This window comes from Nocardioides epinepheli (genome assembly GCF_037936805.1).
GTDB lineage: Bacteria > Actinomycetota > Actinomycetes > Propionibacteriales > Nocardioidaceae > Nocardioides.
Genome location: NZ_JBBMMC010000006.1, coordinates 48947 through 71641 on the forward strand (window position 1 = coordinate 48947; position 22695 = coordinate 71641).

The window sequence follows — 22695 nt, forward strand, 5'->3', positions numbered from 1 at the left end:
TGTGGATATCGGCCGGGACGCACCATCGGCTGGGGACGATGGCTCCCATGACCAGGCCACGCACCTCTCGTCAGTTCGACGAGCTCCTCGCACGCTTGCCCTCCAGTCACGCGCCCTTCTCCGCTCGGGAGGCCGAGGATGCGGGCCTGACCAACCGGCAATGCCGCGATCTGGTCGACCGCGGCGCCCTGGTTTGGCCGATTCCGGGCGTCTACTACAGGCACGGAGTGGAGGACTCCCAGGAGCTCCGTCTTGCAGCGCTGCGCCTCATCGTGCCGTCCGACTGCGTCGTCACCGACCGCACTGCGGCATGGCTCTGGCTCGGCGACCGCGCCCTCGCTCCGGGTGAGCACCTCACGGTGCCGAGAGTGAGCGTGTTCGCGCCACCCGGACGCCGTCTGCGCAACGGCCTGGTCGACAGCGGTGAGCGGCGCCTGGCCCTTCGCGACGCGGTCGAGGTCAACGGCGTCCTGGCCACCACACCGCTACGCACCGCGTGCGATCTCGGTCGACTGCTTCACCGTGACCAGGCGCTCGCCGCCCTGGACGCGCTCGCCTCGCTGTGCTCGGTCGAGGAGATCGCGGGTGAGCTGCCACGGTTCAAGGGCTTTCGCGGCGTGATCCAGGCTCGCATGCTCGTCTCGATCGCGGACGCCGGCGCCGCGTCGCCGTTCGAGAGCATCGCCCGCCTGCGCTGGTGGGACGCCGGGCTGCCCCGGCCGCAGTGCCAGGTGCCGGTCGATGCGCCGGACGGCGGCCGCTACTACATCGACATCGGCCTTCCCGAGGAGCGCTTCGGTCTCGAGTACTTCGGCGAGGAGTTTCATGGACCGTCACAGCGCTCGCACGACCGGGCGAGGCTCCTGTGGCTCCGCGAGCGCCGTGACTGGATCCTCACCGTGGCGAGGCGCCGAAATGTCGTCGGCCGCGGTCAGGACCTCCCGATCACCCTGCGGCGCCGGTGGGACGCCGCCGGGCGGATTCGCCGGCGCGCCGGCGGCGCGCACAGCGCAGCGTGATCGACCCGTCCGCGATAGCTGACGGGTCAGCGTGCGATCCGCGCCGACCCGTCCGCTATAGCTGACGGGTCAGCGCAAAAGTGACGCCGACCCGTCAGCTATGGCTGACGGGTCGGCGACCGGTGGTGCGGGGGAGGGGCGCCTCAGTGGCTGCCGCGGAGGGTCTCGTCGTCCACGGAGTGGTGGCCGTCGAACTGGTGGCCGTCCGCGGAGTGGCCGTCGAGGGCCGCGGTGAGCTGGTGCTCGTGCTCGGCGTGGTGCCGGGCCGCCTCGAGCTCCTCGGCCGTGGGCTTCTGCACGTTGTCGGCGAACATCAACGCCGACAGCTTGCCCCGCAGCCCGTCGAGCTTGCCGCCGGGCGCGGCGACCCCGTTCTCGTCGATCCGGCCGTTCGCGACGAACACCTCGTCACGCGGGCGCGCGGTGATCTTGTAGGCCGCGTCGTTGCTGATCGGCAGGTGACGCTCGGAGTAGCCGCCCTCGGGGGAACGCATGATGATGCCGGTCTCGTAGCCGTGGAGCAACTTCTCCTCGTCGTGACGCTGCAACGAGATGCACCAGCGCCGCGTGATGATGAACGCGATCAGCGGCCCGAGGAAGATCATCACCCGGAAGAAGTAGGTGATCTGGTTGATCGACAGGTGCAGCTTGATGGCGATGATGTCGTTGCCGCCGGCAGCCCAGGCGATGCCGTAGAAGGTCATCAGCGAGACCATGATCGCGGTCTGCGTGGGCCGGTTGCGAGGACGCTCGAGCAGATGGTGCTCGCGGTTGTCCTTGGTGATCCACGACTCCAAGAACGGCAGCAGGATCAGGATCGTCAGCATCAACGGGGGCACGATCAAGATCGGGATCATCACGTTCCACGAGAGCGTGAACCCGCCGATGACCGACTCCCAGCCGGGGATGATCCGGAGCAAGCCGTCGGGCCAGCCCATGTACCAGTCGGGCTGGGAGCCCGCGGTGACCTTCGTCGGGTCGTACGGCCCGAACTTCCAGACCGGGTTGATGGTGAAGAGCCCGCCGAGCAGAGCCACGACACCGAAGACGATGAAGAAGAACCCACCGGCCTTCGCGGCGTAGACCGGAAGCATCGGATAGCCGACCACGTTCTGCTGGGTGCGGCCAGGCCCAGGCCACTGGGTGTGCTTGTGGTAGACGAGCAGGAGCATGTGGGCAGCGATCAACCCCAGGAGCAGGCCCGGGATCAACAGCACGTGGATGATGTAGAGACGCGGGATGATCGCATCGCCGGGGAACTCGCCGCCGAACAGGAAGAACGACATGTAGGTACCGACGACCGGGGTGGCCTTGAGGAAGCCGTCCGCGGCCCGGACGCCGGTGCCCGAGAGCAGGTCGTCGGGGAGCGAGTAGCCGGTGAAGCCCTCGAGGCTGCCGAGGAGCAGCAGCAGGCAGCCGATGACCCAGTTGAGCTCACGAGGCTTGCGGTAGGCGCCGGTGAAGAACACCCGCATCATGTGGATCATCATCCCGGCGATGAAGATGTGAGCCGCCCAGTGATGCATCTGGCGCATCAGCAGGCCACCGCGGACGTCGAAGGACAGCTCGACCGCCGAGACCATCGCCTGCGACATCTCGCGCCCGCGCAGCGGATCGTAGGCGCCCTGGTACTCCGACTCGGCCATGCTCGGGTCGAACCACAAGGTGAGGAAGACGCCGGTCAGCAGCAGGACGACGAAGCTCCACAGCGCGATCTCGCCCAGCATGAACGACCAGTGGTCGGGGAAGACCTTGCGCAGCTGCTTCTTCATCGAGGTGCCGAGCCCGAGGCGGTCATCGGCCCAAGTGGCGACGGCTCCGGCCTTGGTCGGCTTCTTGGCGGTCGCGGCGGTGGTGTTGCTCTCGGCGACCTTGCTGGTGTCGATGCTCATCGGTCACGCTCCCAGTAACTCGGTCCGACCGGTTCTTGGAAGTCCTTGGTGGCGACGAGGAAGCCCTCCTCGTCGACGCCCAAGGGCAGCTGCGGCAGGTGGCGAGCGGCCGGCCCGAAGACCACCTTGGCGGAGTCGGCGAGATCGAACGTCGACTGGTGGCACGGGCACAGCACGTGGTGGGTGGTGCGCTCGTACAGGGAGATCGGGCAGCCGACGTGGCTGCAGATCTTGGAGTAGACGACGATGCCGTTGACGCTCCAGTCCTCGTCGCCACCCTGCTGGGAGACGATCTCGTCGGGCGACATCTTCACCACGATGACCGCGCCCTTGGCCTTGGCCTCCTGGAGCGCGGTGCCGTGCAGCTGGAAGATGCCGTCGGGGACGGCGTTGACCAGGTCGCCGATCTGGAGGTCGGAGGCCCGGATCGGGGTGCCGACGACGTCGCGCAGGACGCGCACGGTGCCGCCGACGCCCCACAGCGTGTGGTTGAGGCCGGTGCCCTTGGAGGCGTTCTCGACCTGCTGCGGCAGCGGGCCGAGGTCGCGCAGCATCACCACGGCGGGCGCCCCGAGCAGTCCGACGGCCATCAGGAGCGAACGCCGGACCATCTTGTACTTCTTGAAGCCCGACTCGTCGATGCCGAGCTCGAGGGCCTCCACCGTGGCGGTGCGGTCCTCGGCGGAGGAGGCCGCCAGGTGACGCATCTCGACGATCTCCTGGTCACCCATGAGCTTGCGGGCCCACTGGATGATGCCGAAGCCGATGAAGAGCAGGGCCAGACCGAGGAAGACGCCCAAGAACACCGTCGATGCGCCGAGTCCGGCGAAGGTGTCCCAGTTGTCACCGATCTTGAAGGTGAAGTAGGAGACGACGAAGGCGACGGTGCACAGGGCCGAGAGACCGAACAGCATCGAGACCTGGCGCTCGGCGCGCCGTCTGGCGTGGTCATCGACGTCGGTGGGGCGCCAGGTGTGCGTGTGCAGTCCTGGGTTGGGGATCGGCTCCTCGACCGGCTCGAGCGAGCCGTGGGAGTCGGGGTGCTGGGTGTCGCTCACGCGTCGGCTCCCGTCGTGCTGGTGGAGCCCGACGACACGGCGGGCTTCTTCTTGGTGGATCGGGTGGTGTGCCCGGCGATCCAGATCGCGACCGCGACGAGGCCGCCGATGCCGAGGAACCAGGCGAAGACGCCCTCGGCCACCGGGCCGAGACCGCCGAGGCTGAAGCCGGAGTAGCCGGGGTCCGCCTCGGTCTCCTTGAGGTAGGCGATGACGTCGCGCTTCTCCTCCGGCGTCAGGTTGCCGTCGGAGAAGGACGGCATGGACTGCGGTCCGGTGAGGAGAGCCTCGTAGATGTGCTTGGCCTCGACGCCGCGCAGGGTCGGGGCGAAGCCACCGCGCGGCATGGCACCGCCGGAGCCGTCGAAGTTGTGGCAGGCGGTGCAGTTGGTGAGGAAGATCTGGCCACCGCGAGTGATCGCCTCCTGGCGCTCCTCGTCGGTGAAGTCGGAGGGCAGCTCGTAGACCGAGGCGTCGGGGATGCCGGGGCCGGTGCCGAGGGAGTCGACGAACGCCGAGAGCTGGCGGATCTCCTCATCGGTGTAGACGACCGCCTTGCGCACGGCCTGCTGGCCCGGCTGAGCCATGGGCATCCGGCCGGTGCCGACCTGGAAGTCGACCGAGGCGGCGCCGACGTCGGTGAGCGCCGGACCGTACTGGGTGCCGCGCTTGGTGAGCACGCCCTCGCCGTTCTGACCGTGGCAGAACGCGCACCCGACCAGGAAGAGCTCCCGTCCTGCGGCGATGTCCTCGGCGGTCGTGGCGGTCTCGTCGGCTCGGGCGCCGGGGGAGAACATCGAGTAGATGCCCCCGGTGAGCAGGAGGCCGAGCAGCAGCACCACCAGACCCGCGAGCGGGCCTCTGCGGTGCCGGGAGAGGCGACCGGCGGAGCGGTTCAGGAGGCGCACGTTTCTCTTCCCTAGGTCGTCGTTGGTTCGGGCGTCGGTTTCGAGTTGGGTCGGTGCTACTTGATGAGGTAGATCGTCGCGAACAACCCGATCCACACGACGTCGACGAAGTGCCAGTAGTACGACACGACGATCGCGCTGACCGCTTGCTCATGGGTGAACTTGCGGGACACATAGGTGCGGCCCAGGACCAGCAGGAAGGCGATCAGGCCGCCGGTCACGTGGATCCCGTGGAACCCGGTGGTGAGGTAGAACATCGTGCCGTAGGCCGAGCTCGGGATCGTGATGCCCTCGTGGATCAGCTCGGCGTACTCGAGCGCCTGGCCGGCGATGAAGATGGAGCCCATCACGTAGGTGAGGATGAACCACTCCCGCAGGCCCCAGCCGCGCACGTTCCACAGCTTGCCGGTGCGACCGACCTGGCCGCGCTCGGCGGCGAAGACGCCGAGCTGGCAGGTGAGCGAGGAGAGCACCAGGATCGTGGTGTTCGCCGAGGCGAAGGGCACGTTCAACACCTCGGTGTTGACCTGCCACAACTCGGGACTGACCGAGCGGATCGTGAAGTACGCGGCGAACAGTGCCGCGAAGAACATCAACTCACTCGAGAGCCAGATGATCGTGCCGACCGCCACCATCGACGGGCGGTCGTGATGCCCGTGAAGCCGGGATGCCGGAACGGTTGCTGTGGTCGCCACGAGAGCATTATGGCCCGACCCGCACCCGGGGGCACCACACCCCCCGGGTGTGCCGCTCTTCTACCCTGTCAGATGTGTGGGAATCATCGGCCTCGAACGTTCTCGGCAGCGTCCTGACTGCCTCCGAGGTGCTTCCCCGGTTCAGCGCCGAGTCGATGTTCACCCAGTGGTCGCTGGCGCCGCTCCCGCTGGTGATCACCGTCTGGGCGGGCGGGCTGTACCTGATCGGCGTCGGCACCCTGCGCCGACGGGGTGACCACTGGCCGGTGGGCCGCACGATCGCGTTCGTGGGGGTGGGGCTCGGGTCGTTCTACCTCGCGACGTCGTCCGGCCTGGCGACCTACGACACCGCCCTGCTGAGCGTGCACATGGTCCAGCACATGATCTTGTCGATGATGGTGCCGCTGGCGCTGGCCCTCGGGGCGCCCGTGACGCTGGCCCTGCGCACCCTGCCGCCGCGGCCCCGGCGCTGGCTGCTCGCGGTGCTGCACTCGCGCGTGGCGAAGGTGCTCTCGTTCCCGCCGCTCACCTTCGCCCTGTACATCGTCTCGCCCTGGGCGCTGTACTTCTCCGGCTGGTACCGCGCCTCGCTGGAGTCGGTGTGGATCCACGAGATGATGCACGTGCACCTCGTCCTGGTCGGCGCCCTCTTCTTCTGGCCGCTCATGGGCATCGATCCGGTGCCCGGTCGGGTCGGGTACCCCTTCCGGGTGCTGCTGACCGTGCTCACCCTGCCCTTCCATGCCTTCCTCGGCGTCACGATCATGGGCCAGTCGACCCTCATCGGCGGCGACTGGTACCCATCGCTCCACAACGGCCCGATGGGCGCCTGGCTGCCCGACCCCTATGTCGACCAGGAGCTCGCCGGCGGCATCTTGTGGGCCTCCGGGGACCTCATCGGGCTCTCGTTCTTCGGCGTCCTGTTCGCCCAATGGGTGCGCTCCTCGATGCAGGAGGCCAAACGGGAGGATCGGCGTCTGGACCTGATGGAGGCGCGAGCCGCCCGCGCCGGCAGGGCAGAGCCCCCGACCACGAAGGCCGAGAGGTCCGCCGAGGACGACGCGACGCGAGCCGGCGACAGTGGACGCGTAGGATCCGGCTCGTGACCGATGACATGCAGTCGGGGGAGTCGACACCCCCGCTCAAGGTGCTCGTCTACAGCGACAACGTGAACACCCGTCAGCAGGTGATCCTGGCGCTCGGGCGACGCCCCTATCCCGACCTGCCCGAGGTCGTGTACGTCGAGGTGGCTACCGAGCCGGTCGTGATCGCCAACATGGACGTCGGCGGCATCGACCTGGCGATCCTCGACGGCGAGGCCGCGCCCGCCGGAGGCATGGGGATCTGCAAGCAGCTGAAGGACGAGATCTTCGGATGCCCGCCGATCCTGGTGCTCACCGGCCGCCCCGAAGACGCGTGGTTGGCCACGTGGTCCCGGGCCGACGCCGCGGTGCCGCAACCGATCGACCCGCTGGTGCTCGCCGACGTCGTGATCGGCCTGCTCCACTCGCGCGTCCCGGCCACCTGATCCGGTGAGCCAGCAGCCCACCACCTGGGCCGATCTGCTCAGTGACCTGGTCGCCGGACGGGACCTCTCGGCGGAGCAGACCGGCTGGGCGATGGGGGAGATCCTCGCCGGAGAGGCCACCGGGGCACAGGTCGCCGGGTTCGCCGTGGCGCTGCGGGCCAAGGGCGAGACCAGCGAGGAGCTCAGCGGCCTCGCCGACGCGATGTACGAGCGACGGGTCCCGATCTCGGTCGAGGGCCGCCTGCTCGACGTCGTCGGCACCGGCGGCGACCGCTCGATGTCGGTGAACATCTCGACCATGGCCGCGATCGTCGCCGCCGGTGCCGGGGCGACCGTCGTCAAGCACGGCAACCGCTCGGCCTCCTCGATGTCGGGCAGCGCCGACGTGCTCGAGGCGCTCGGGATCCGGCTCGACCTCGCGCCCGACCGGGTCGCCGACGTCGCCCGCGAGGCCGGCATCACATTCTGCTTCGCCGCGGCGTTCAACCCCGCGATGCGGCACACGGCCGGCCCGCGCCGTGAGCTCGGCATCGCCACGACGTTCAACTATCTGGGCCCGTTGGCCAACCCGGCCCGACCGGCGGCCTCCGCGATCGGCTGCGCTGACCTGCGGATGGCGCCGGTGATGGCGGGGGTCTTCGCCCGTCGCGGCGACGACGCCTGGGTGGTGCGCGGCGACGACGGCCTCGATGAGCTCACGACGACGACCACCTCGCAGGTGTGGACCGTTCACGACGGCGAGGTCGCCGCGGTGACGATCGACCCCGCAGACCACGGACTGGCCCGCGCCACGACCGCCGACCTGCGCGGCGGCGATGCCGCCCACAACGCCGACGTCGTGCGCCGGATGCTCGACGGCGAGCCCGGGCCGGTCCGCGACGCCGTCGTCCTCAACGCCGGCGCGGCCCTGGCGGTGCACCAGGCTCCGGGCGACCCGGTCGACGAGGCGCTGGCCGCCGGGATCGTGCGTGCGGCCGCCGCGATCGACACCGGCGCCGCTCGTGAGGCACTCGCACGCTGGGTGGCCGCGGCCTCCTGAGCTGACTCAGGAGGCCACGCCCCTCCCGCGGTGTGGCTACCTCTTGGTGACCTTGACCGTGACGGTCTTGGACGAGCCGGCCACCTGCGCGCCGCCGCTGTAGACCACCTTGATCTTGTGCTTGCCCACCGACAGCTTCGGCAGCTTGTAGGTGATGCTTCCGGTGCCGACCGGCTTGGTGGCCAGCTTGCGGGCGCCGTCGTAGATGGTGACGGTGCCTCCGGGGGTGGTGAGCCCAGGAACCGTGACCCGGATCGCTGCCTTCGCACGGATCTTCTTGGTGACCTTGGTCGGTGAGATCGTCACCGCGGTGGTCGAGGCGATCTTGGCGATCGTCACCGGCGCGGCCGCGGCGGAGGCGGGCGAGTAGCCCGTGGCGGTCGCTGTGACGACGACGTGCACCCGGCGGGCGGCGTCGGCGGCGGTCGGCGTGTAGGACGACCGCGTCGCATTGGCGATTGCGACGCCGTTGCGGAACCACTGGTAGGTGAATCGCGCCGAGGTCGCGTTCCAGGTGCCCGGGTTCGCCGTGAGCGTCTGGCCGACCTTCGGCGTCCCGGTCACCGCGGGCTTGGAGAGCATGGACACCGCGGGTGGCGCCTCGACGAAGACCGGGTCGCTCGCGGCGGTTCCGTTCGACCAACCGGTCTTCTTCGCGGTCTCCACGACGGTGATCTCGTGGCCGCCGTCGGCTGCGGTCAGCGTGTAGGAGGTGCTGGTCCGGCCGGCGACCGGCTCCCCGTCGCGGTACCACTGGCGGGTGACGCTCGATCCGCTCGGCCAGGTGCCCGCCGTGGCTCGGAGCACCTGCCCGACGTATGGGGTCCCGGTGATCGCGGGCGAGGTGGTCGGCTCGAGCGCCGGCGCGGTCGTGACCTGGACCGGGTTGCTCGTGGCCGTGCTGTTCTCGTACCCCGTCTTCTTCGCCGTCTCCACCACGGTCAGGTCGTGACCGAGGTCGGCGGCGGCCACGAGATAGGTCGTGCTGGTGGCACCGGCGATCGCGACGCCGTCGCGGTGCCACTGTCGGGTGACCGAGGGGCTGTTCTCCCAGACGCCGGGGGTTACGGTGAGCCGGCGATCCGGGTGCGCGTCTCCGGTGATCACCGGCGGTGCGGTCGCTGCGATGGCACTGCCGGCGATACCGGTGATGCCGTTGCTCTGCGACGAGGCCGACTTGTATCCGGTCCGGGTGCCGGTGGCGACCACGCTGATCCTCTTGCCTAGGTCGGCGGTGGTGAGGGTGTACACCTCGCCGGTGGCCCCGGTGATCTTGGAGGTCTCACGCATCCACTGGTAGGTGGTCGTCTCCGCCGCCGGGTCGAAGATGGGCGCCGAGACCCGGAGTTCGGTGCCGATCTGACCGCTGCCGGAGATGGTGGTGGCCGTGGCGACAGCGGGCGGGTCGATGACGACGAACTCGCGCCACGGGGAGGCGGCGAGGTCCTTGCCGGAGGCGTCGAGGCTGACCACCCGCCACTGGGCGGTACCAGCCGGCAGCGCCGAGGTCGGTGCCCACGAGGTGGCCCGAGTGACCTGGCTCTCCGCGATGCTATTGGTGGCGTCGTTCGGCTTGCGTCGCTCGAAGCGGTAGGTGGCTGCTCGCGGGTCGGTGTCCCAGGAGAACAGGCCGCCGGTCGGCTCGACCAACTGCCCCGCGGCGGGCGTTGCCAGCGCGGGAGGGAAGCCGACCACCTTGAACCGGCGGAAGTCGCTCCAGGCTCCTTCCCGACCCTTCGCGTCGACGCGGCGGACCCGCCAGGTGTAGCTCTCCGCACTCACCGGGAACGGCGACGACGGGGACCACGAGGAGTAGATGGTGGAGGCGCCGGCCGGGCTGACCAGCGTCGAACCGGCGTAGACCTCGATCTTGTAGGACTTCGCGAACGGCAACGGCTGCCAGCTGACGGCGAAGTCCGTGCCGATCTCGGCGTCGTCCGCGGGGGTGAGCTGAACCGGCACGGGGGAGCGCTTCACGAAGCTCCGCACCTCGCTGTAGACCGTCTGGTTGTTGCTGCTGTCGATCCCGCGGACGCGCCAGTAGACGATCCCCTCGGGATAGGTCGCCGACGGGGAGGTGTAGCTGGTCTGGTCGACGGTGGCGGTCTCGATCGTGGACGCGAACGTCGGATCCACCGAGGTCTCGACCACGTACGACTTCGCCTCGACCGAACCGTCGGTGGTGAGCGTGGATCCGGTCGATGCCCCCGGAGCCCGCTGTGCCGCGAGCGCGGTGGTCCACGACAGGGTCACGTCGTCGGAGACTGTGGCGCCGTCGGCGGGACCGAGCAGGGTCGGAGCGATGCTCTTCTTCGCGAAGGAGTTGGCCGGGTACTGGATCGGTGCGCACTGGGCGCCGTTGAGGTCGTAGCAGGGCTGGATGACCCAGAAGTAGGCCGACCCGGCCTGGCTGTCGGGGAGGCTCGAGACGAAGGTGAACATCGAGCTGTTCACCACGACCCCGTCGTAGGTGGTCAGCTTGTTGGTGAGCTCCTTGTCGCGGGAGATCGTGACCTTGTACGACAGGGCCCCCGGCACCGGATCCCAGGTGAGGACCGGCGTGTTGCGAAGATCGATGCACGTCCCGGGGAGCCGCGTGCTGCAGGCATCCTGCGCCGTGCCGAGACCATAGCTGGTGGTGCCGCGTAGGGATGCCGCCTGACCTGTCACCTGATCGGTCGACAGGCTTCCGGGCGAGGCAGGGGTGATCGGGCCCGGTGCGGTGTAGTGGAACGTGCCGGCCGTCTGCGCGAGAAGGGTCGTGAGGGTCTGGCTGCCGGAGGCGACGTCATTGCGCGCGAGCACCTTCCAGCTGTAGTCGCCGGTCTTTGAGGGGACGCACGTGTTGGCGAGGGTGGTGTGGATCGTCGGCCGGTTGATGGAGTTGCAGATCTCTTCGCCGGCGTCGTTGAAGAGATAGACGACGTAGCTGCTTGCCCGGTCGATCGCGTCCCACTGGTAGAAGAACGGGACGTCGCTGCTCACCTGCCCGAGAGGGTGCACCAGCGTCGGCTGATCCGGCCAGGCTCGACGGAACTTCCACGGGGTCGCCGGCCATGGGGCGGCATTGCCACTGGCGTCGACGGGGCGTACGCGCCAGTAGTACTCGTCGTGATTGAGCGCGCTCGGCGGCGTGAACCGGGTACCGGCGATGTCCTTGGTGGTGCTCGTGGTAGCGGCGAGGAAGCCGTCGTCGGGGCTCACCTGCACCTCGTAGGTCGCCGCTCCGGGGACGGGCTCCCAGTCGAGGACGACGTCGGTGATGCCGGAGAAGTCGTCGGCCGGCGCCGTGAGCTGCGCGGGGTCGAGACCGCGGATCGAGTAGAGGCGCGGCTCGGACCACCGGGTCCAGTGGCCTCCGCTGAGCTCGGCGCGCACGTGCCAGTAGTAGTCGCCGACGGTCGGATAGCCTTTGAGGTAGGCGGCCGTGGTCTTCTGCGTGAGTGCGGAGGTTCCGGCCGGGTCGGTGAAGTCCGGGTCCCGGCTGGTCTCGACGGTGTAGGAGGTCGCTCCCGGCACCGGGTCCCAGGTGAAGCGCGGCGTCTGAGGTGCCTGGAAGGACACGCCGGGCGCGGGAGCCACCAGGGTCGGTGCGGCCGCCGCGGAACGGGAGAAGCTCGCGGTGGTCCATTCACCGGCGCCGCTGGTGTCCTTGGCGCGGACCCGCCACCACACCTCGCCGGTCGGCATCTGACCCACCGGGACGTACTGGCGGTTGACGGTCGAGGCCGAGACGAGCTTGGTCGCGAAGGTCGAGGTCGTCGAGACCTCGACGTCGTAGCCGGTGGCGCCACTGACCACGTCCCAGGCGAGGACCGGGGTGGGGGCATCGCTGGCCCGCAGGTTTCCGGGCGAGGTGACCGCGGCAGTCGCCGGAGCGGCGCCGCTGGTGGTCACCACCCCGGTGGCGACCACGAGGGTGGCGAGCAGGCTCGCTAGGCGGACACGAGTACGACGCTGACGCATGCAGGAACTCCCGATAGGACGGCTGCCCACCGATGTGGGGGCATCGGGAATCTCGGTCGGTCCTCGTGGCGACTTGAGAAGCCGAGCCGGTCGGTTGGGAGCGGTCCAGACCGGTCAACCCCGGTTCACCGGGGGGTTGTGCGAGGGTCCGGCCTGCCGGTCAGTCCAGGCCGAGCGAGAACGCGGACTCCAGGTCGTGGCGGGAGTAGGCGCGGAAGGCGATGTGGGTCTCGGTCTCGCGCACGCCCTCGACCTTGTTGACGCGGTCGGCGATCACCGCGGCGACGTCGTCGTGGTTGCGGACGCGGACCATGACGATGAGGTCGATCTGGCCGGTGACCGAGTAGACCTCGGTGACCCCCTCGAGCGAGGCGATCGTCTCGGCTACCTCGGGGATCCGGTCGACCTCGGCCTTGACGAACACGATGGCGGTGATCATGGCCTCAGCCTACGGTCCCACGGAACCCAGGCGACGAAGCGCGCGCCACCGCCGTCGGCGTCCTCGATCAGAACGCCGCCACCGTGCCAGGACAGGTGCCGCTCGACGATCGCCAGTCCCAGCCCGACGCCGCCGCTGTCGGAGCCGGCGGGGTCCACCGAGCGCGCGAACCGCTGAAAGATCCGGTCGCGCTCGGCCGGGGCGACGCCGGGGCCGTGGTCCTCGACGGCCACACAGAGGCGGGCTCCACAGCCGGTCACCTCGATGCGTCGGACGCCATGACCATGGGTCTCGGCGTTCGCCACGAGGTTCGCCACCACGCGCGCCAGACGCCGCTTGTCACCGTCCAGGTACAGCTCGTCGGGGCCATCGACCCGCACGTCGCGGCCAACCGTCGCAGCAGCGGTGTGCCGGCACAGCCGCATGATCTCGATGCGCTCCCGCTCATCGTGGTCGCAGTGCGAGGCGGTGTCGTCGCGCGAGATCTCGATCAGGTCGACCACGAGCGTCCGGAACCGGGCCAGATCGCCGGCGAGCAGGTCGAGTGGCTCTCGAAGCCGGTCCGGTAGCTCGTCGCGGCGGTTCTCCATCAGCTCCAGCGAGTTGAGCATGGTGGTGAGCGGCGTCCGCAGCTCGTGACTGACGTCGCCGGCGAACCGGGCGTCGGCGGCCACCCGTCTGCCGAACGCCTCGGCGGTCTCGTTGAAGGAGCGCGCGAGCCCCATCAGGTCAGGATCGCCGGCGGCCTCGAGGCGGGCCTCGACGTCGCCCTGTGCGAACGCCTCGGCGGCCTCGGTGAGGCCGCGGAGGGGGCGTAGGGCGCGGTCACTGAGCCATCGGCCGAGCACGATCCCCGCGGCGCCGGTGCCGACGGCGGCCGCCAGCAGGATCAGCGCGAGGCGGCGTTCGAGGCTCTCCACGGCGTCGAGCCCGAAGACGGCGTAGTACCGACCGCCTCCGTGGGCATGCGGGAGGGAGCCGGTCGGACGGATCGGCACCTCGACCAAGAGGACGTCGCGGCCACCGATCTGCTCCGGGCTCAGCTGGGTGCGGCCGCTGTGCGTCGGGTCCGAGAGGCGGGCCGGGAGATCCTCGGGACGCAGCCCCGCGGAGTACCACGCGCCATCGCGCCACAGCAGCGCCACCGGTGGCGGGGTCCCGGTCAACGCGGCCATGGCCTGGCCGGGAGCGGCGCCCCGGGCCAACACCAGTCCGACCAGTCCTGCGTCGTCCTCGGCCTCGGCCAGCACCTCCTGACGTCGCTGGTCGAGCTGGCTGTGGGTAACCAACGTCCAGGACACGATCGCCATCGACCCGGCGACGGCCAGCGAGAGGGCACCCAGCGCGAGCGTCACCCGGGCCCGTAGACCCAGCCTCCGACGCCAGCGCCCAGCCATCTGTTAGCTCAGCCCGGCACGAGCCGGTAGCCCATGCCGCGCGCGGTGACGACGTACTCGGGCGTCGCCGGATCACGCTCGACCTTCTTGCGGAGCCGGCGGATGTGGACGTCGACCAGCCGGCTGTCGCCGAAGTAGCCGTAGCCCCACACCTTCTCCAGCAGGTGGTCCCGGCTGCACACCCGGCCCTCGGCGCGAGCGAGCTCGGCCAGCAGCCGGAACTCGGTGCGGGTCAAGGACAGCTCGACGCCGGCGCGACGGCAGGTCGCGGCCTCGACGTCGAGCTCGAGCTCGCCGACGGTGAACGCCTCGAACACGACGTCCTCGACGCTGCGGGTCCGGCGCAGCAGGGCCCGGATCCGTGCGGAGAGCTCCTTGGCGACCAGCGGCTTGGTGACGTAGTCGTCTGCGCCGGCCTCGAGCCCCGCGACGATGTCGTGGCTGTCGGTGCGTGCGGTCACGATGATCACGGGCACGGCGGAGTCGCGGCGGATGCAGCGGCACACGCCGAAGCCGTCGGTGTCGGGAAGCATCAGGTCGAGCAGCACGACATCGGGCGCAAGGCGGAGCGCGGCGATGCCCTCCCGGCCGGTCGCCGCCTCGAGCATCTCGTACCCCTCGTCCTCCAGGGCGAGCCGGAGAACCCGTCGCACCCTGGGGTCGTCCTCGACCAAGAGGACCCGCCGCTTCACCTCTCCAGGATGCCCCCGGACGGCGACGGATCCCAGCCCCAAGTCGGGTGGTGCCGGGTGTCGGATCGATGACGACCATGACGGCCGTCATCCCGGCTGCCCTGCGCGAGGCCCGGCCCCGCGTGCGCGTGCGCGCCGATGGCAGTTGCATGACAACTCGCCGGGCTCGTCCTGGCGGCGCCGGGGGACACCTAGCGTCGCGAGGAGTGGCCGCGACCACCGAGGCGGCCGAGGAGGAACGATGCGCTCGCTGTCGAACTCAAGCAGTCGGTCACGCCGTCGGACCGTGGCACTGTCGCTCGTCACAGTCGGCTTGCTCGCGCTGTCGGCGTGCGGCGGGTCGTCGTCGAACAACCCCTCGGCCGCCGGCCAGGTGACCCAGAACGCTCGCAACGGCACGACCCAGGGGGCCCAGCAGGGCGGCACGCTCAACATGCTGGGCGCCGGCGACGTCGACTACATGGACCCCAACATCAGCTACTACTCCGTCGGCTATCTCGCGCTCCGGCTGTGGAGCCGTCAGCTGTTCACCTATCCCGCAGAGCCCGGCCAGACCGAGACCGCGGTCCCGGACCTGGCCACGGTGATGCCGACCACGACCAATGGCGGCATCAGCGCGGACGGCAAGACGTACACGATCCACCTCGTCCAGGGTGCCAAGTGGAACACCTCGCCCGCGCGGCAGGTGACCGCGGCAGACGTCGTCCGCGGCGTCAAGCGCACCTGCAATCCGCAGCAGCCGTTCGGGGGCATTCCAGACTTCGCCGGTCTCATCGAGGGCTATCAGACCTTCTGCGACGGCTTCGCGAAGGTGCCGACGAACGTCTCGGCGTTCCGCAGCTACATCGAGAAGACCGACCTCCCCGGCGTCGCGGCCCCGAACCCCCAGACCGTCGTGTTCCATCTGACCCATCCGGCAACCTACTTCGTGGACATGCTCACCCTGACGGCCTTCTCTCCGGCGCCGGTGGAGCAGCTGGCCTATCTGCCCGCGAGCGCGGAGCAGGCTCAGCACACCATCAGCGACGGGCCCTATGAGGTGAAGTCGTACAACCCGACCAAGAGCATCCAGTTCGTCCGCAATCCGGCATGGGACGCCGCCACCGACCCTGTCCGACATGCCTACGTCGACCAGGTGAACATCGATGAGTCCGTCAGCCAGGACTCCATCCAGCAGCAGCTCCAGACGAACACCCCCTCGGCCGACATGGGCTTCGACATGGCGCCGCCACCGTCCCAGGTGCCTGGGCTGCTCGCCAAGAAGGACCCGGGCCTCGACCTCGGACCGACGTCGTCGAGCAATCCCTACGTGGTCTTCAACATGGTCTCGCCGAACAACGGATCGGCGCTCCAGAACCTCCAGGTCCGGCAGGCGCTCGAGTACGCGCTGAACCGTGACGACATGATCCGCGTCCTCGGCGGCCCCTCGCTCAACCAGTCGCTGACCCACGTGCTCCCGTCGTCGATCGACGGCTCGACCTCGATCGACCTCTACCAGCACGACGACACCAAGGCCACCGATCTCCTCAAGCAGGCCGGCTACCCGAACGGGCTTACCTTGAAGGTCTTGTACCGCAACCAGTCCCAGGGCTCCTCGAAGGTCTTCCAGGTCATCCAGCAGGACCTCTCCAAAGTCGGGATCAAGGTGACCGGCGTCCCCTCTCCGGACGCGGACTTCTACACCCGCTATCTCCAGGTCCCGACGGTCGCCAAGCGCGGTGTCTGGGATCTCGCGATCGCCGGATGGGGAGCCGACTGGTACGGCGATGCGGCGCTGTCGTTCTTCGCGCCACTGTTCTCCGGCGCCCCGTCGTTCCCTCCGGTCGGAAGCAACTTCGGCTTCTACGACGATCCGCAGACCAACAAGCTGATCGAGCAGGCGAGTACCGCGAAGACGTCGGCGGAGTCCACTGCGCTGTGGGCCAAGGCTGACGAGCGGGTGATGACCCAGGCGGTCTTCTTCCCGATCACCAACCCGCAGCAGGCTTCCTATCACGCCAGCCAGGTCCACAACGCCGTGTACGTGCCGGCCTTCCAGAACTTCGACCCGGCGAACGTCTGGCTCAGCCCGGACGCCAACGGCAACTGACGAGACCGCCGACCAGACCACACCACGGACGACGTCATGGCGCTGCTCGAGGTCTCCGATCTCCGGGTCTCCTTCGAGACCGCGGACGGCGTGGTCGAGGCGGTGCGCGGTCTCTCGTTCTCGGTGGACGCCGGGCGGACGCTCGGCCTGGTCGGCGAGTCGGGCTCGGGGAAGAGCGTCTCGACCCAGACCCTGACCGGGCTGCTGCCCGGAGCGAGGATCACCGGCAGCGCGACCTTCGACGGCATCGATCTGCTGCAGGCCACACAGTCGGAGCTGCGCGAGATACGGGGCGCGCGGATCGGCATGATCTTCCAGGACCCGTTGTCGAGCCTGCACCCGCTCTACACCGTCGGCTGGCAGATCAGCGAGATGATCCGTGCCCACCGGAGGATGTCGAGGCGAGCGGCCCGGACCCGCGCGATCGAGCTGCTGCGGCTCGTGCGCATCCCCGACCCGGCGCGTCGTGTGGACGACTATCCGCACCAGTTCTCCGGCGGCATGCGTCAGCGCGCGATGATCGCCATGGCGATGGCGCTCGACCCGGCTCTGCTGATCGCCGATGAGCCGACCACGGCACTCGACGTCACGGTCCAGGCGCAGGTGCTCGGGGTGATGTCCAGCGTGCAGCGCGAGTTCGGCACCGCGATCGTCCTGATCACCCACGACCTGGGAGTCGTCGCCGAGATGGCCGACGACGTCGTGGTGATGTATGCGGGCCAGGCGATGGAGCGCGCCAGCCGTCGCGAGTTGTTCTATCACCCGCATCATCCCTACACACGCGGGCTGCTGGCGTCGTTGCCGGCCAGGGGCACGGGGGACAGAGAACGGCTGACGCCGATCGCCGGCAGCCCGCCCAGCCTGGTCGGAAGGCTGGAGCCGTGCCCTTTCGTGCCCAGGTGTCCTCGGGCCTTCGACGCCTGCCGCACCACCCCGCCGCCGCCCAGGCCGATTCCGAGCGCTGTGCGCGCCGACTCCCGGGGTGCGGCTCATCTCTCGGCGTGCTGGTTGCCACCCGATCACGCCGACGAGGCCCTCCCCGGCGCGCCACGCGGCCCGAGCGCCTCGTCAGCGCCGGAGGGGGTGCCGGCCCGATGAGCGCGATGACCGACTGCCGGCGAGAGAGCCGCCATCCCCTCCTTGCTCTCGACGCCGTCACCAAGACGTTCCACGAGCGCGGTGTCCGTGGTGCCCGGGTCCGAGCCGTCGACGGCGTCGACCTCGAGGTGGCGGCCGGGGAGACGCTGGGGCTGGTGGGGGAGACCGGGTGTGGCAAGTCGACCCTCGCACGATGCATGACGCGCCTCTACGACCTCACCAGTGGCGCGGTGTACTTCGACGGCGAGGACATCACGCACCACTCCAGGCGTGCGCTGCGACCGATCCGGCGAGAGATGCAGATGATCTTCCAGGACCCGTACGGATCACTGAATCCGCGGCGGCGGGTGGGCTCGATCATCGGCGACCCGTTCGTGATCCACCACGTGGCCGGTCGGCGTGACCGTAAAACGCGGGTCCAGGAGCTCATGGAGATGGTCGGCCTGAATCCCGAGCACTACAACCGTTTCCCGGCCGAGTTCTCCGGAGGGCAGCGGCAGCGGATCGGGGTGGCCAGGGCGCTCGCCCTGCAGCCACGACTCCTGGTGTGCGACGAGCCGGTCTCGGCCCTCGACGTCTCCATCCAGGCGCAGATCCTGAACCTGCTCAGCGACCTGCAGGAGGAGCTCGGCCTCACCTACGTGTTCATCACCCACGACCTGTCGGTGGTGCGGCATGTGAGCGACCGGATCGCGGTGATGTACCTGGGCCGGATCGTGGAGTCGGCTCCCACGGAGGAGATCTTCTCGACGCCGCGCCATCCCTACACCCGTGCGCTGCTCTCGGCGGTGCCGATCCCGGATCCGGACGCCTCAGACAGCCGGACCACGACGCTGCTTCCGGGAGATCCGCCGTCGGCGGTCGACCCACCGGCCGGTTGCCACTTTCACCCACGATGCCCCAGAGCCCAGGAGCGGTGCTCCCTCGATGATCCGAGCCTGGTGCCGGTGCTCCACGACGACGTCGTCCACGTGACCGCCTGCCACTTCCCGCTGCACCGCGGCGAGGAGCTGGTCGGCTCGGAAGGACAGCCCAGGACCGACTCGGAGACGAGGTCGTGATGGCCGTTTCGATACCGGCGAGCACCGCCACGGTCGACCACACTCCGACGATTCGGGGACGCAGCCCCTGGGCACTGGCCTGGCAGCGGCTGCGACGCGACCGGGTCGCGATGGTCTCCTTGGCGGTGATCGTGTTGATCACGCTGATGGCGATCTTCGCTCCGCTTTTCGCCACGGTCACCGGCCATCCTCCGAACCAGCAGTATCTCACCGAGGCCACGACGCCGGACGGCCTGCCGGTGGGACCGAACGGCAGCTTCTGGCTCGGTGCCGACGACCTCGGACGCGACGTCCTCGTCCGGATCGCCTACGGCGCCCGCATCTCCCTCGGCGTCGGTGTCCTGGCCACCCTGCTCACGGTGGCGATCGGCGTCGTCGTGGGACTGGCGGCCGGCTTCTTCGGCGGCTGGGTGGACACGGTGCTGGCCCGGCTCATCGACGTCGTCCTCTCCGTGCCGTTCCTGCTCGCCGCGATCGCCCTGGTCTCGGTGACCTCTCCCGGGCTGACAGTCACGATCTTGGTGATCGGCTTCTTCGGCTGGGCCTCGATGGCGCGCATCGTGCGCGGTCAGGTGCTCTCGCTGCGCGAGCGCGAGTTCGTCGAGGCGGCGCGTTCGTTAGGAGCCAGCAGCGTCCGGATCATGTTCGTCGACATCCTGCCGAACGTGACGGCGCAGGTGATCGTCTACGCCACGCTGCTCATCCCTGTCGTCATCGTCACCCAGGCCGCCTTGTCGTTCCTGGGACTCGGTCTGCAACCGCCGACCGCCGACTGGGGCGGCATGATCGCGGAGTCTCGCACCGACTACACGGTGGCCTGGTGGTTCGTGGTCTTTCCCGGCCTCGCCCTGGTGGTCACCACCCTCGCGTTCAACCTGTTCGGCGACGGTGTGCGTGACGCCGTCGATCCCAGGACCACACCATGATCCGGTTCCTGCTCACCCGAGTCGCCCTGGGCATCTTCGTGCTGTGGGTCATCACGCTCGCGGTCTTCGGGCTGTTCTTCGTGCTGCCCAGCAACGTCGCCCGGACCCTCGCCGGACGCCAGGCGACCCCGCAGACGATCGACCTGATCAACCATCGCCTCGGCCTGGACCGCCCCTTGTGGAAGCAGTACTGGTCGTTCGTGACCAAGGCGCTGCGAGGCGACCTCGGCTACGACTACTACCACCAGGTCGCGGTGACCCGCATCCTCGGGCAGGCGGCGCCGATCACCCTCTCCCTCGCGCTCGGCGCGGCGGTCATCTGGCTGCTGCTCGGCGTCACCAACGGCGTGATCTCCGCGGTCCGGCCGCGCTCGCTCGCCGACCGCGCGCTCACGGTGCTCGCGCTGTTCTTCTACTCCATGCCCTCGTTCTTCCTCGGGCTGATGCTGCTCTACCTGCTCTACTACAAGCTCACCGTGGCCGGGCATCCATGGTTCCCGCCGGGCGGCTACGTTCCGATCACGCAGAGCGTGGGAGCGTGGGCCCAGCACCTGATCCTGCCGTGGCTCTCACTGGCGCTGCTGCTGGCGGCGACCTACACCCGGCTCACCCGCAGCTCGATGCTCGAGGTGCTCGGCGAGGACTACGTCCGCACCGCCCGCAGCAAGGGACTGCGAGAGGGCCGGGTCATCGTCCGGCACGGGCTGCGCAGCGCCCTGACCCCGGTGGTGACGCAGTTCGGCATCGACCTGGGACAGCTCATCGGCGGGGTGGTGATCATCGAGACGGTGTTCAGCCTGCCGGGGCTCGGCAAGACTGCCATCGACGCGATCAATCAGCAGGACCTGCCGGTGATCATCGCCGTGGTGCTCTTCGCCTCGGCCGCCGTGGTGGTCGCCAACATCCTGGTCGACGTCGGCTATGCCTTCCTCGACCCCCGGGTGCGGCTGCACTGAGCCGGGTCCGGGGGCGCTACCCGGCCTGTTCGAAGGGCGCCGGCAGGAGGCGCTTGGAGCCGGCGTGCCGGGCAAGATGCCGGGTCGCGCCCGAGATCGGGCAGGTCCACTCGCCATCGATGTCGACCAGGCGGAGGTCGGGCGCCTCGAGCCAGCGCAGCACCCGCTCGGTCTCCTCGGCGGTGGCCGCGGGCGTGGGGCCGGGCGTGCCGGCCGGTGCGGGGACGGTCTCGGCGCCGGCCCGGAGCTGGGCGACGTAGGCGTGGGCGTTGGCGCCGGGCGGGATGACGCCGGCTGCCGCGAGCCGGCCGAACCGGACGACGTGGACGGCCCACCGGCCGTCGTCCTCGCGCCGGGTGGCGACGACCTCGGGACACCGGGTGAGCGAGGTGAGGCGCTGGGTGCGGGCGGCGGCCCGCACGAAGGCGGCCAGCCGGTCGCGATGCACCCCCGCCTCCTCGAATCGCTCGTCGGCGGCCAGCACGGCCATGCGGGTGTTGACCGCCTCGACCACCTCGTCGGGGCGCTGGAGCAGGGTCTCGCGCAGTTGGCGGACCACGGCGGCGTAGGTGTGCTCGTCGACGCTGCCGTCGCACGGCGAGAGGCAGCGCCCCATCTCGGCCAGGACGCAGGCGGTGCGGGACGGGCGACGGCCGAGGCGATCGGTGCACTGGCGGACCGGGAAGGTGTCGTGCAGCGCGGCCAGGCAGCGCTCGGCGGCGCCGCGGGAGGAGAACGGACCGAGGTAGTCGGCGTCGTCGTCGAGGACCTTGTGGACCAGCGAGAGACGCGGCCACGGCTCGCGGGTGAGCTTGACGAAGGTGACCTTCTCCGGATGGCGCGAGCGGCGGTTGTAGGACGGCTTGTGCTTGGCGATCAGGCGGAGCTCGCGGACCTCGGCCTCCAGCGGCGTGGCGCACTCGATGGCCGTGACGCGCGCCGCCAGCCGGACCATCTCACCCATGCGGGACCGGGTCTCGGAGGCGGTGAAGTAGGAGCGGACCCGGGTGCGCACGTCGCGCGAGGTGCCGACGTAGAGGATCCGGTCGGCGTCGTCCTGGAAGAGGTAGACGCCGGGGGAGTGCGGCAGCCCGTCGGCGAGGTGCCGCTTCTTGCGCTGGGCGGCGGTGACGCGGGAGGAGAAGGTCTGGAGCTCCTCGAGCGTCCGCACACCCTGGGTGCCGATCCGCTCCATCAGCCCGTGCAGGACGTCGACCGTGGCGCGCGCATCGGAGAGGGCCCGGTGGTTCGGCGTGGTGGCGGAGCGGAAGTGCTTGGCCAGCGAGGAGAGCTTGCAGTTGGGGGCATCGTCGCGAGTGATGACGCGCCGGGCGAGCACGGCGGTGTCGACCACCTCGAACGCGGGCCAGGGCCGCTGCTGCTGTTGGGCGAAGTGCTTGAGGAAGCCGACGTCGAACGGCGCGTTGTGCGCCACCAGAACGCACCCGGCGGCGAACTCGAGGAACGCCGGGAGCACCGACTCGATCGGCGGGGCGTCGCAGACCATGGAGTTGCTGATGCCGGTGAGGACCGCGATGAAGGCGGGGATCTCGGTGTGCGGGTTGACCAGGGTCTGGAACTCGCCGAGCACCTCCCCGCCCCGCACCTTGACCGCGCCGATCTCGGTGATCATCGAGCCCGCCTGCACCGACCCGCCGGTGGTCTCGAGGTCGACCACGCAGAACGTGACGTCGGCCAGGGACCGGCCCAGTTCGTCGAAGCTGCGCTGGCTCTCCCAGCGCGAGCCGGTGGCGGCTCCCTCGACGGCGGAGGTGGTCGTGCCCATGTCCGGCACGGTAGGCGGCGGCACCGACAAGGTGGTGCCGCCGCGCGGTGGGTTGGGTGGGTTGGCTGGGTTGGGTGGCGAGTGGCTGTCGGATGGCGTGCGGTGACCCGGACGGCGCAATTGCGCGGAATGGTGCAGTCGGAGGG

General features: G+C 69.6%; 18 protein-coding genes. 9 read left to right on the forward strand and 9 right to left on the reverse strand.

What is annotated here, in order from left to right; genetic code table 11:
- Window positions 1-47: 47 nt before the first annotated feature.
- The gene (locus tag WMR31_RS09715; RefSeq protein WP_340538606.1) at window positions 48-1019 is read left to right on the forward strand and encodes a type IV toxin-antitoxin system AbiEi family antitoxin; all 972 of its coding nucleotides are present in this window, start codon (window positions 48-50) and stop codon (window positions 1017-1019) included.
- A gap of 143 nt (window positions 1020-1162) precedes the next feature.
- Here WMR31_RS09715 and qcrB read toward each other — a convergent pair whose 3' ends face one another.
- Genes qcrB through ctaE form a run of 4 tightly spaced genes read right to left on the reverse strand, consistent with a single transcriptional unit; the run spans window position 1163 to window position 5572 of the window.
- Window positions 1163-2911 (reverse strand): cytochrome bc1 complex cytochrome b subunit, encoded by a 1749-nt coding sequence (gene qcrB, locus WMR31_RS09720; protein WP_340538607.1) that lies wholly within the window; start codon window positions 2909-2911, stop codon window positions 1163-1165.
- Window positions 2908-3969, reverse strand: a complete 1062-nt coding sequence (gene qcrA / locus WMR31_RS09725; protein WP_340538608.1) for a cytochrome bc1 complex Rieske iron-sulfur subunit — start codon at window positions 3967-3969, stop codon at window positions 2908-2910. Before qcrA ends, qcrB begins: the two co-directional genes overlap by 4 nt.
- Window positions 3966-4877: a cytochrome bc1 complex diheme cytochrome c subunit gene (gene qcrC / locus WMR31_RS09730; protein ID WP_340538609.1), complete on the reverse strand. Its 912-nt coding sequence runs from the start codon at window positions 4875-4877 to the stop codon at window positions 3966-3968. The genes qcrA and qcrC overlap by 4 nt, the downstream gene beginning before the upstream one ends.
- Before the next feature lie 56 nt (window positions 4878-4933).
- Window positions 4934-5572: an aa3-type cytochrome oxidase subunit III gene (gene ctaE, locus WMR31_RS09735; RefSeq protein WP_340538610.1), complete on the reverse strand. Its 639-nt coding sequence runs from the start codon at window positions 5570-5572 to the stop codon at window positions 4934-4936.
- Between the two features lie 74 nt (window positions 5573-5646).
- Between ctaE and WMR31_RS09740 the strand changes: the two genes are divergently transcribed.
- The 3 genes from WMR31_RS09740 to trpD are packed head-to-tail and all read left to right on the forward strand — an operon-like array spanning window position 5647 to window position 8139.
- Window positions 5647-6678, forward strand: coding sequence for a cytochrome c oxidase assembly protein (locus WMR31_RS09740; protein ID WP_340538611.1), 1032 nt, complete (start codon window positions 5647-5649; stop codon window positions 6676-6678).
- A gap of 8 nt (window positions 6679-6686) precedes the next feature.
- Window positions 6687-7100: an Rv3143 family two-component system response regulator gene (locus tag WMR31_RS09745; protein ID WP_340538819.1), complete on the forward strand. Its 414-nt coding sequence runs from the start codon at window positions 6687-6689 to the stop codon at window positions 7098-7100.
- Window positions 7101-7104: 4 nt separating this feature from the next.
- On the forward strand, window positions 7105-8139 hold the full coding sequence (gene trpD, locus WMR31_RS09750; protein ID WP_340538612.1) for an anthranilate phosphoribosyltransferase: 1035 nt from the start codon (window positions 7105-7107) through the stop codon (window positions 8137-8139).
- Between the two features lie 36 nt (window positions 8140-8175).
- On the opposite strand, the gene WMR31_RS09755 is transcribed toward trpD, so the two are convergent.
- From WMR31_RS09755 to WMR31_RS09770, 4 genes are all read right to left on the reverse strand, one after another.
- Window positions 8176-12105 carry an Ig-like domain repeat protein gene (locus WMR31_RS09755; RefSeq protein WP_340538613.1) on the reverse strand — a complete coding sequence of 1310 codons (3930 nt, stop codon included), beginning with the start codon at window positions 12103-12105 and terminating at the stop codon, window positions 8176-8178.
- 160 nt (window positions 12106-12265) lie between these two features.
- Window positions 12266-12544 (reverse strand): Lrp/AsnC family transcriptional regulator, encoded by a 279-nt coding sequence (locus WMR31_RS09760; protein ID WP_340538614.1) that lies wholly within the window; start codon window positions 12542-12544, stop codon window positions 12266-12268.
- A complete protein-coding gene (locus WMR31_RS09765) occupies window positions 12541-13899 on the reverse strand; it encodes a HAMP domain-containing sensor histidine kinase (RefSeq protein ID WP_340538615.1) in 1359 nt (452 codons plus the stop codon). The genes WMR31_RS09760 and WMR31_RS09765 overlap by 4 nt, the downstream gene beginning before the upstream one ends.
- Before the next feature lie 50 nt (window positions 13900-13949).
- Complete coding sequence (locus WMR31_RS09770) at window positions 13950-14633, reverse strand: winged helix-turn-helix domain-containing protein (RefSeq protein WP_340538616.1); 684 nt, start codon at window positions 14631-14633, stop codon at window positions 13950-13952.
- Window positions 14634-14919: 286 nt separating this feature from the next.
- On the opposite strand from WMR31_RS09770, the gene WMR31_RS09775 reads away from it, so the two are divergent.
- Genes WMR31_RS09775 through WMR31_RS09795 form a run of 5 tightly spaced genes read left to right on the forward strand, consistent with a single transcriptional unit; the run spans window position 14920 to window position 20763 of the window.
- On the forward strand, window positions 14920-16722 hold the full coding sequence (locus tag WMR31_RS09775) for an ABC transporter substrate-binding protein (RefSeq protein ID WP_340538617.1): 1803 nt from the start codon (window positions 14920-14922) through the stop codon (window positions 16720-16722).
- Window positions 16723-16758: 36 nt separating this feature from the next.
- Window positions 16759-17820 carry an ABC transporter ATP-binding protein gene (locus WMR31_RS09780; RefSeq protein ID WP_340538618.1) on the forward strand — a complete coding sequence of 354 codons (1062 nt, stop codon included), beginning with the start codon at window positions 16759-16761 and terminating at the stop codon, window positions 17818-17820.
- The gene (locus tag WMR31_RS09785) at window positions 17817-18881 is read left to right on the forward strand and encodes an ABC transporter ATP-binding protein (protein WP_340538619.1); all 1065 of its coding nucleotides are present in this window, start codon (window positions 17817-17819) and stop codon (window positions 18879-18881) included. The genes WMR31_RS09780 and WMR31_RS09785 overlap by 4 nt, the downstream gene beginning before the upstream one ends.
- A complete protein-coding gene (locus tag WMR31_RS09790; protein WP_340538620.1) occupies window positions 18881-19807 on the forward strand; it encodes an ABC transporter permease in 927 nt (308 codons plus the stop codon). Before WMR31_RS09785 ends, WMR31_RS09790 begins: the two co-directional genes overlap by 1 nt.
- Complete coding sequence (locus WMR31_RS09795; RefSeq protein ID WP_340538621.1) at window positions 19804-20763, forward strand: ABC transporter permease; 960 nt, start codon at window positions 19804-19806, stop codon at window positions 20761-20763. The genes WMR31_RS09790 and WMR31_RS09795 overlap by 4 nt, the downstream gene beginning before the upstream one ends.
- Window positions 20764-20779: 16 nt before the next feature.
- Here WMR31_RS09795 and WMR31_RS09800 read toward each other — a convergent pair whose 3' ends face one another.
- Entirely contained in the window at window positions 20780-22549 is a 1770-nt protein-coding gene (locus WMR31_RS09800; RefSeq protein WP_340538622.1) for a DEDD exonuclease domain-containing protein, read from the reverse strand.
- Between the last annotated feature and the right edge of the window lie 146 nt (window positions 22550-22695).

Coding starts and splice junctions, on each gene's coding strand:
- WMR31_RS09745 (WP_340538819.1), top strand. CDS start 6,687: ATGCAGTCGGGGGAGTCGACACCCCCGCTCAAGGTGCTCGTCTACAGC.
- WMR31_RS09715 (WP_340538606.1), top strand. CDS start 48: ATGACCAGGCCACGCACCTCTCGTCAGTTCGACGAGCTCCTCGCACGC.
- WMR31_RS09795 (WP_340538621.1), top strand. CDS start 19,804: ATGATCCGGTTCCTGCTCACCCGAGTCGCCCTGGGCATCTTCGTGCTG.
- WMR31_RS09755 (WP_340538613.1), bottom strand. CDS start 12,105: ATGCGTCAGCGTCGTACTCGTGTCCGCCTAGCGAGCCTGCTCGCCACC.
- WMR31_RS09760 (WP_340538614.1), bottom strand. CDS start 12,544: ATGATCACCGCCATCGTGTTCGTCAAGGCCGAGGTCGACCGGATCCCC.
- WMR31_RS09800 (WP_340538622.1), bottom strand. CDS start 22,549: ATGGGCACGACCACCTCCGCCGTCGAGGGAGCCGCCACCGGCTCGCGC.
- qcrB (WP_340538607.1), bottom strand. CDS start 2,911: ATGAGCATCGACACCAGCAAGGTCGCCGAGAGCAACACCACCGCCGCG.
- WMR31_RS09780 (WP_340538618.1), top strand. CDS start 16,759: ATGGCGCTGCTCGAGGTCTCCGATCTCCGGGTCTCCTTCGAGACCGCG.
- WMR31_RS09785 (WP_340538619.1), top strand. CDS start 17,817: ATGAGCGCGATGACCGACTGCCGGCGAGAGAGCCGCCATCCCCTCCTT.
- WMR31_RS09790 (WP_340538620.1), top strand. CDS start 18,881: ATGGCCGTTTCGATACCGGCGAGCACCGCCACGGTCGACCACACTCCG.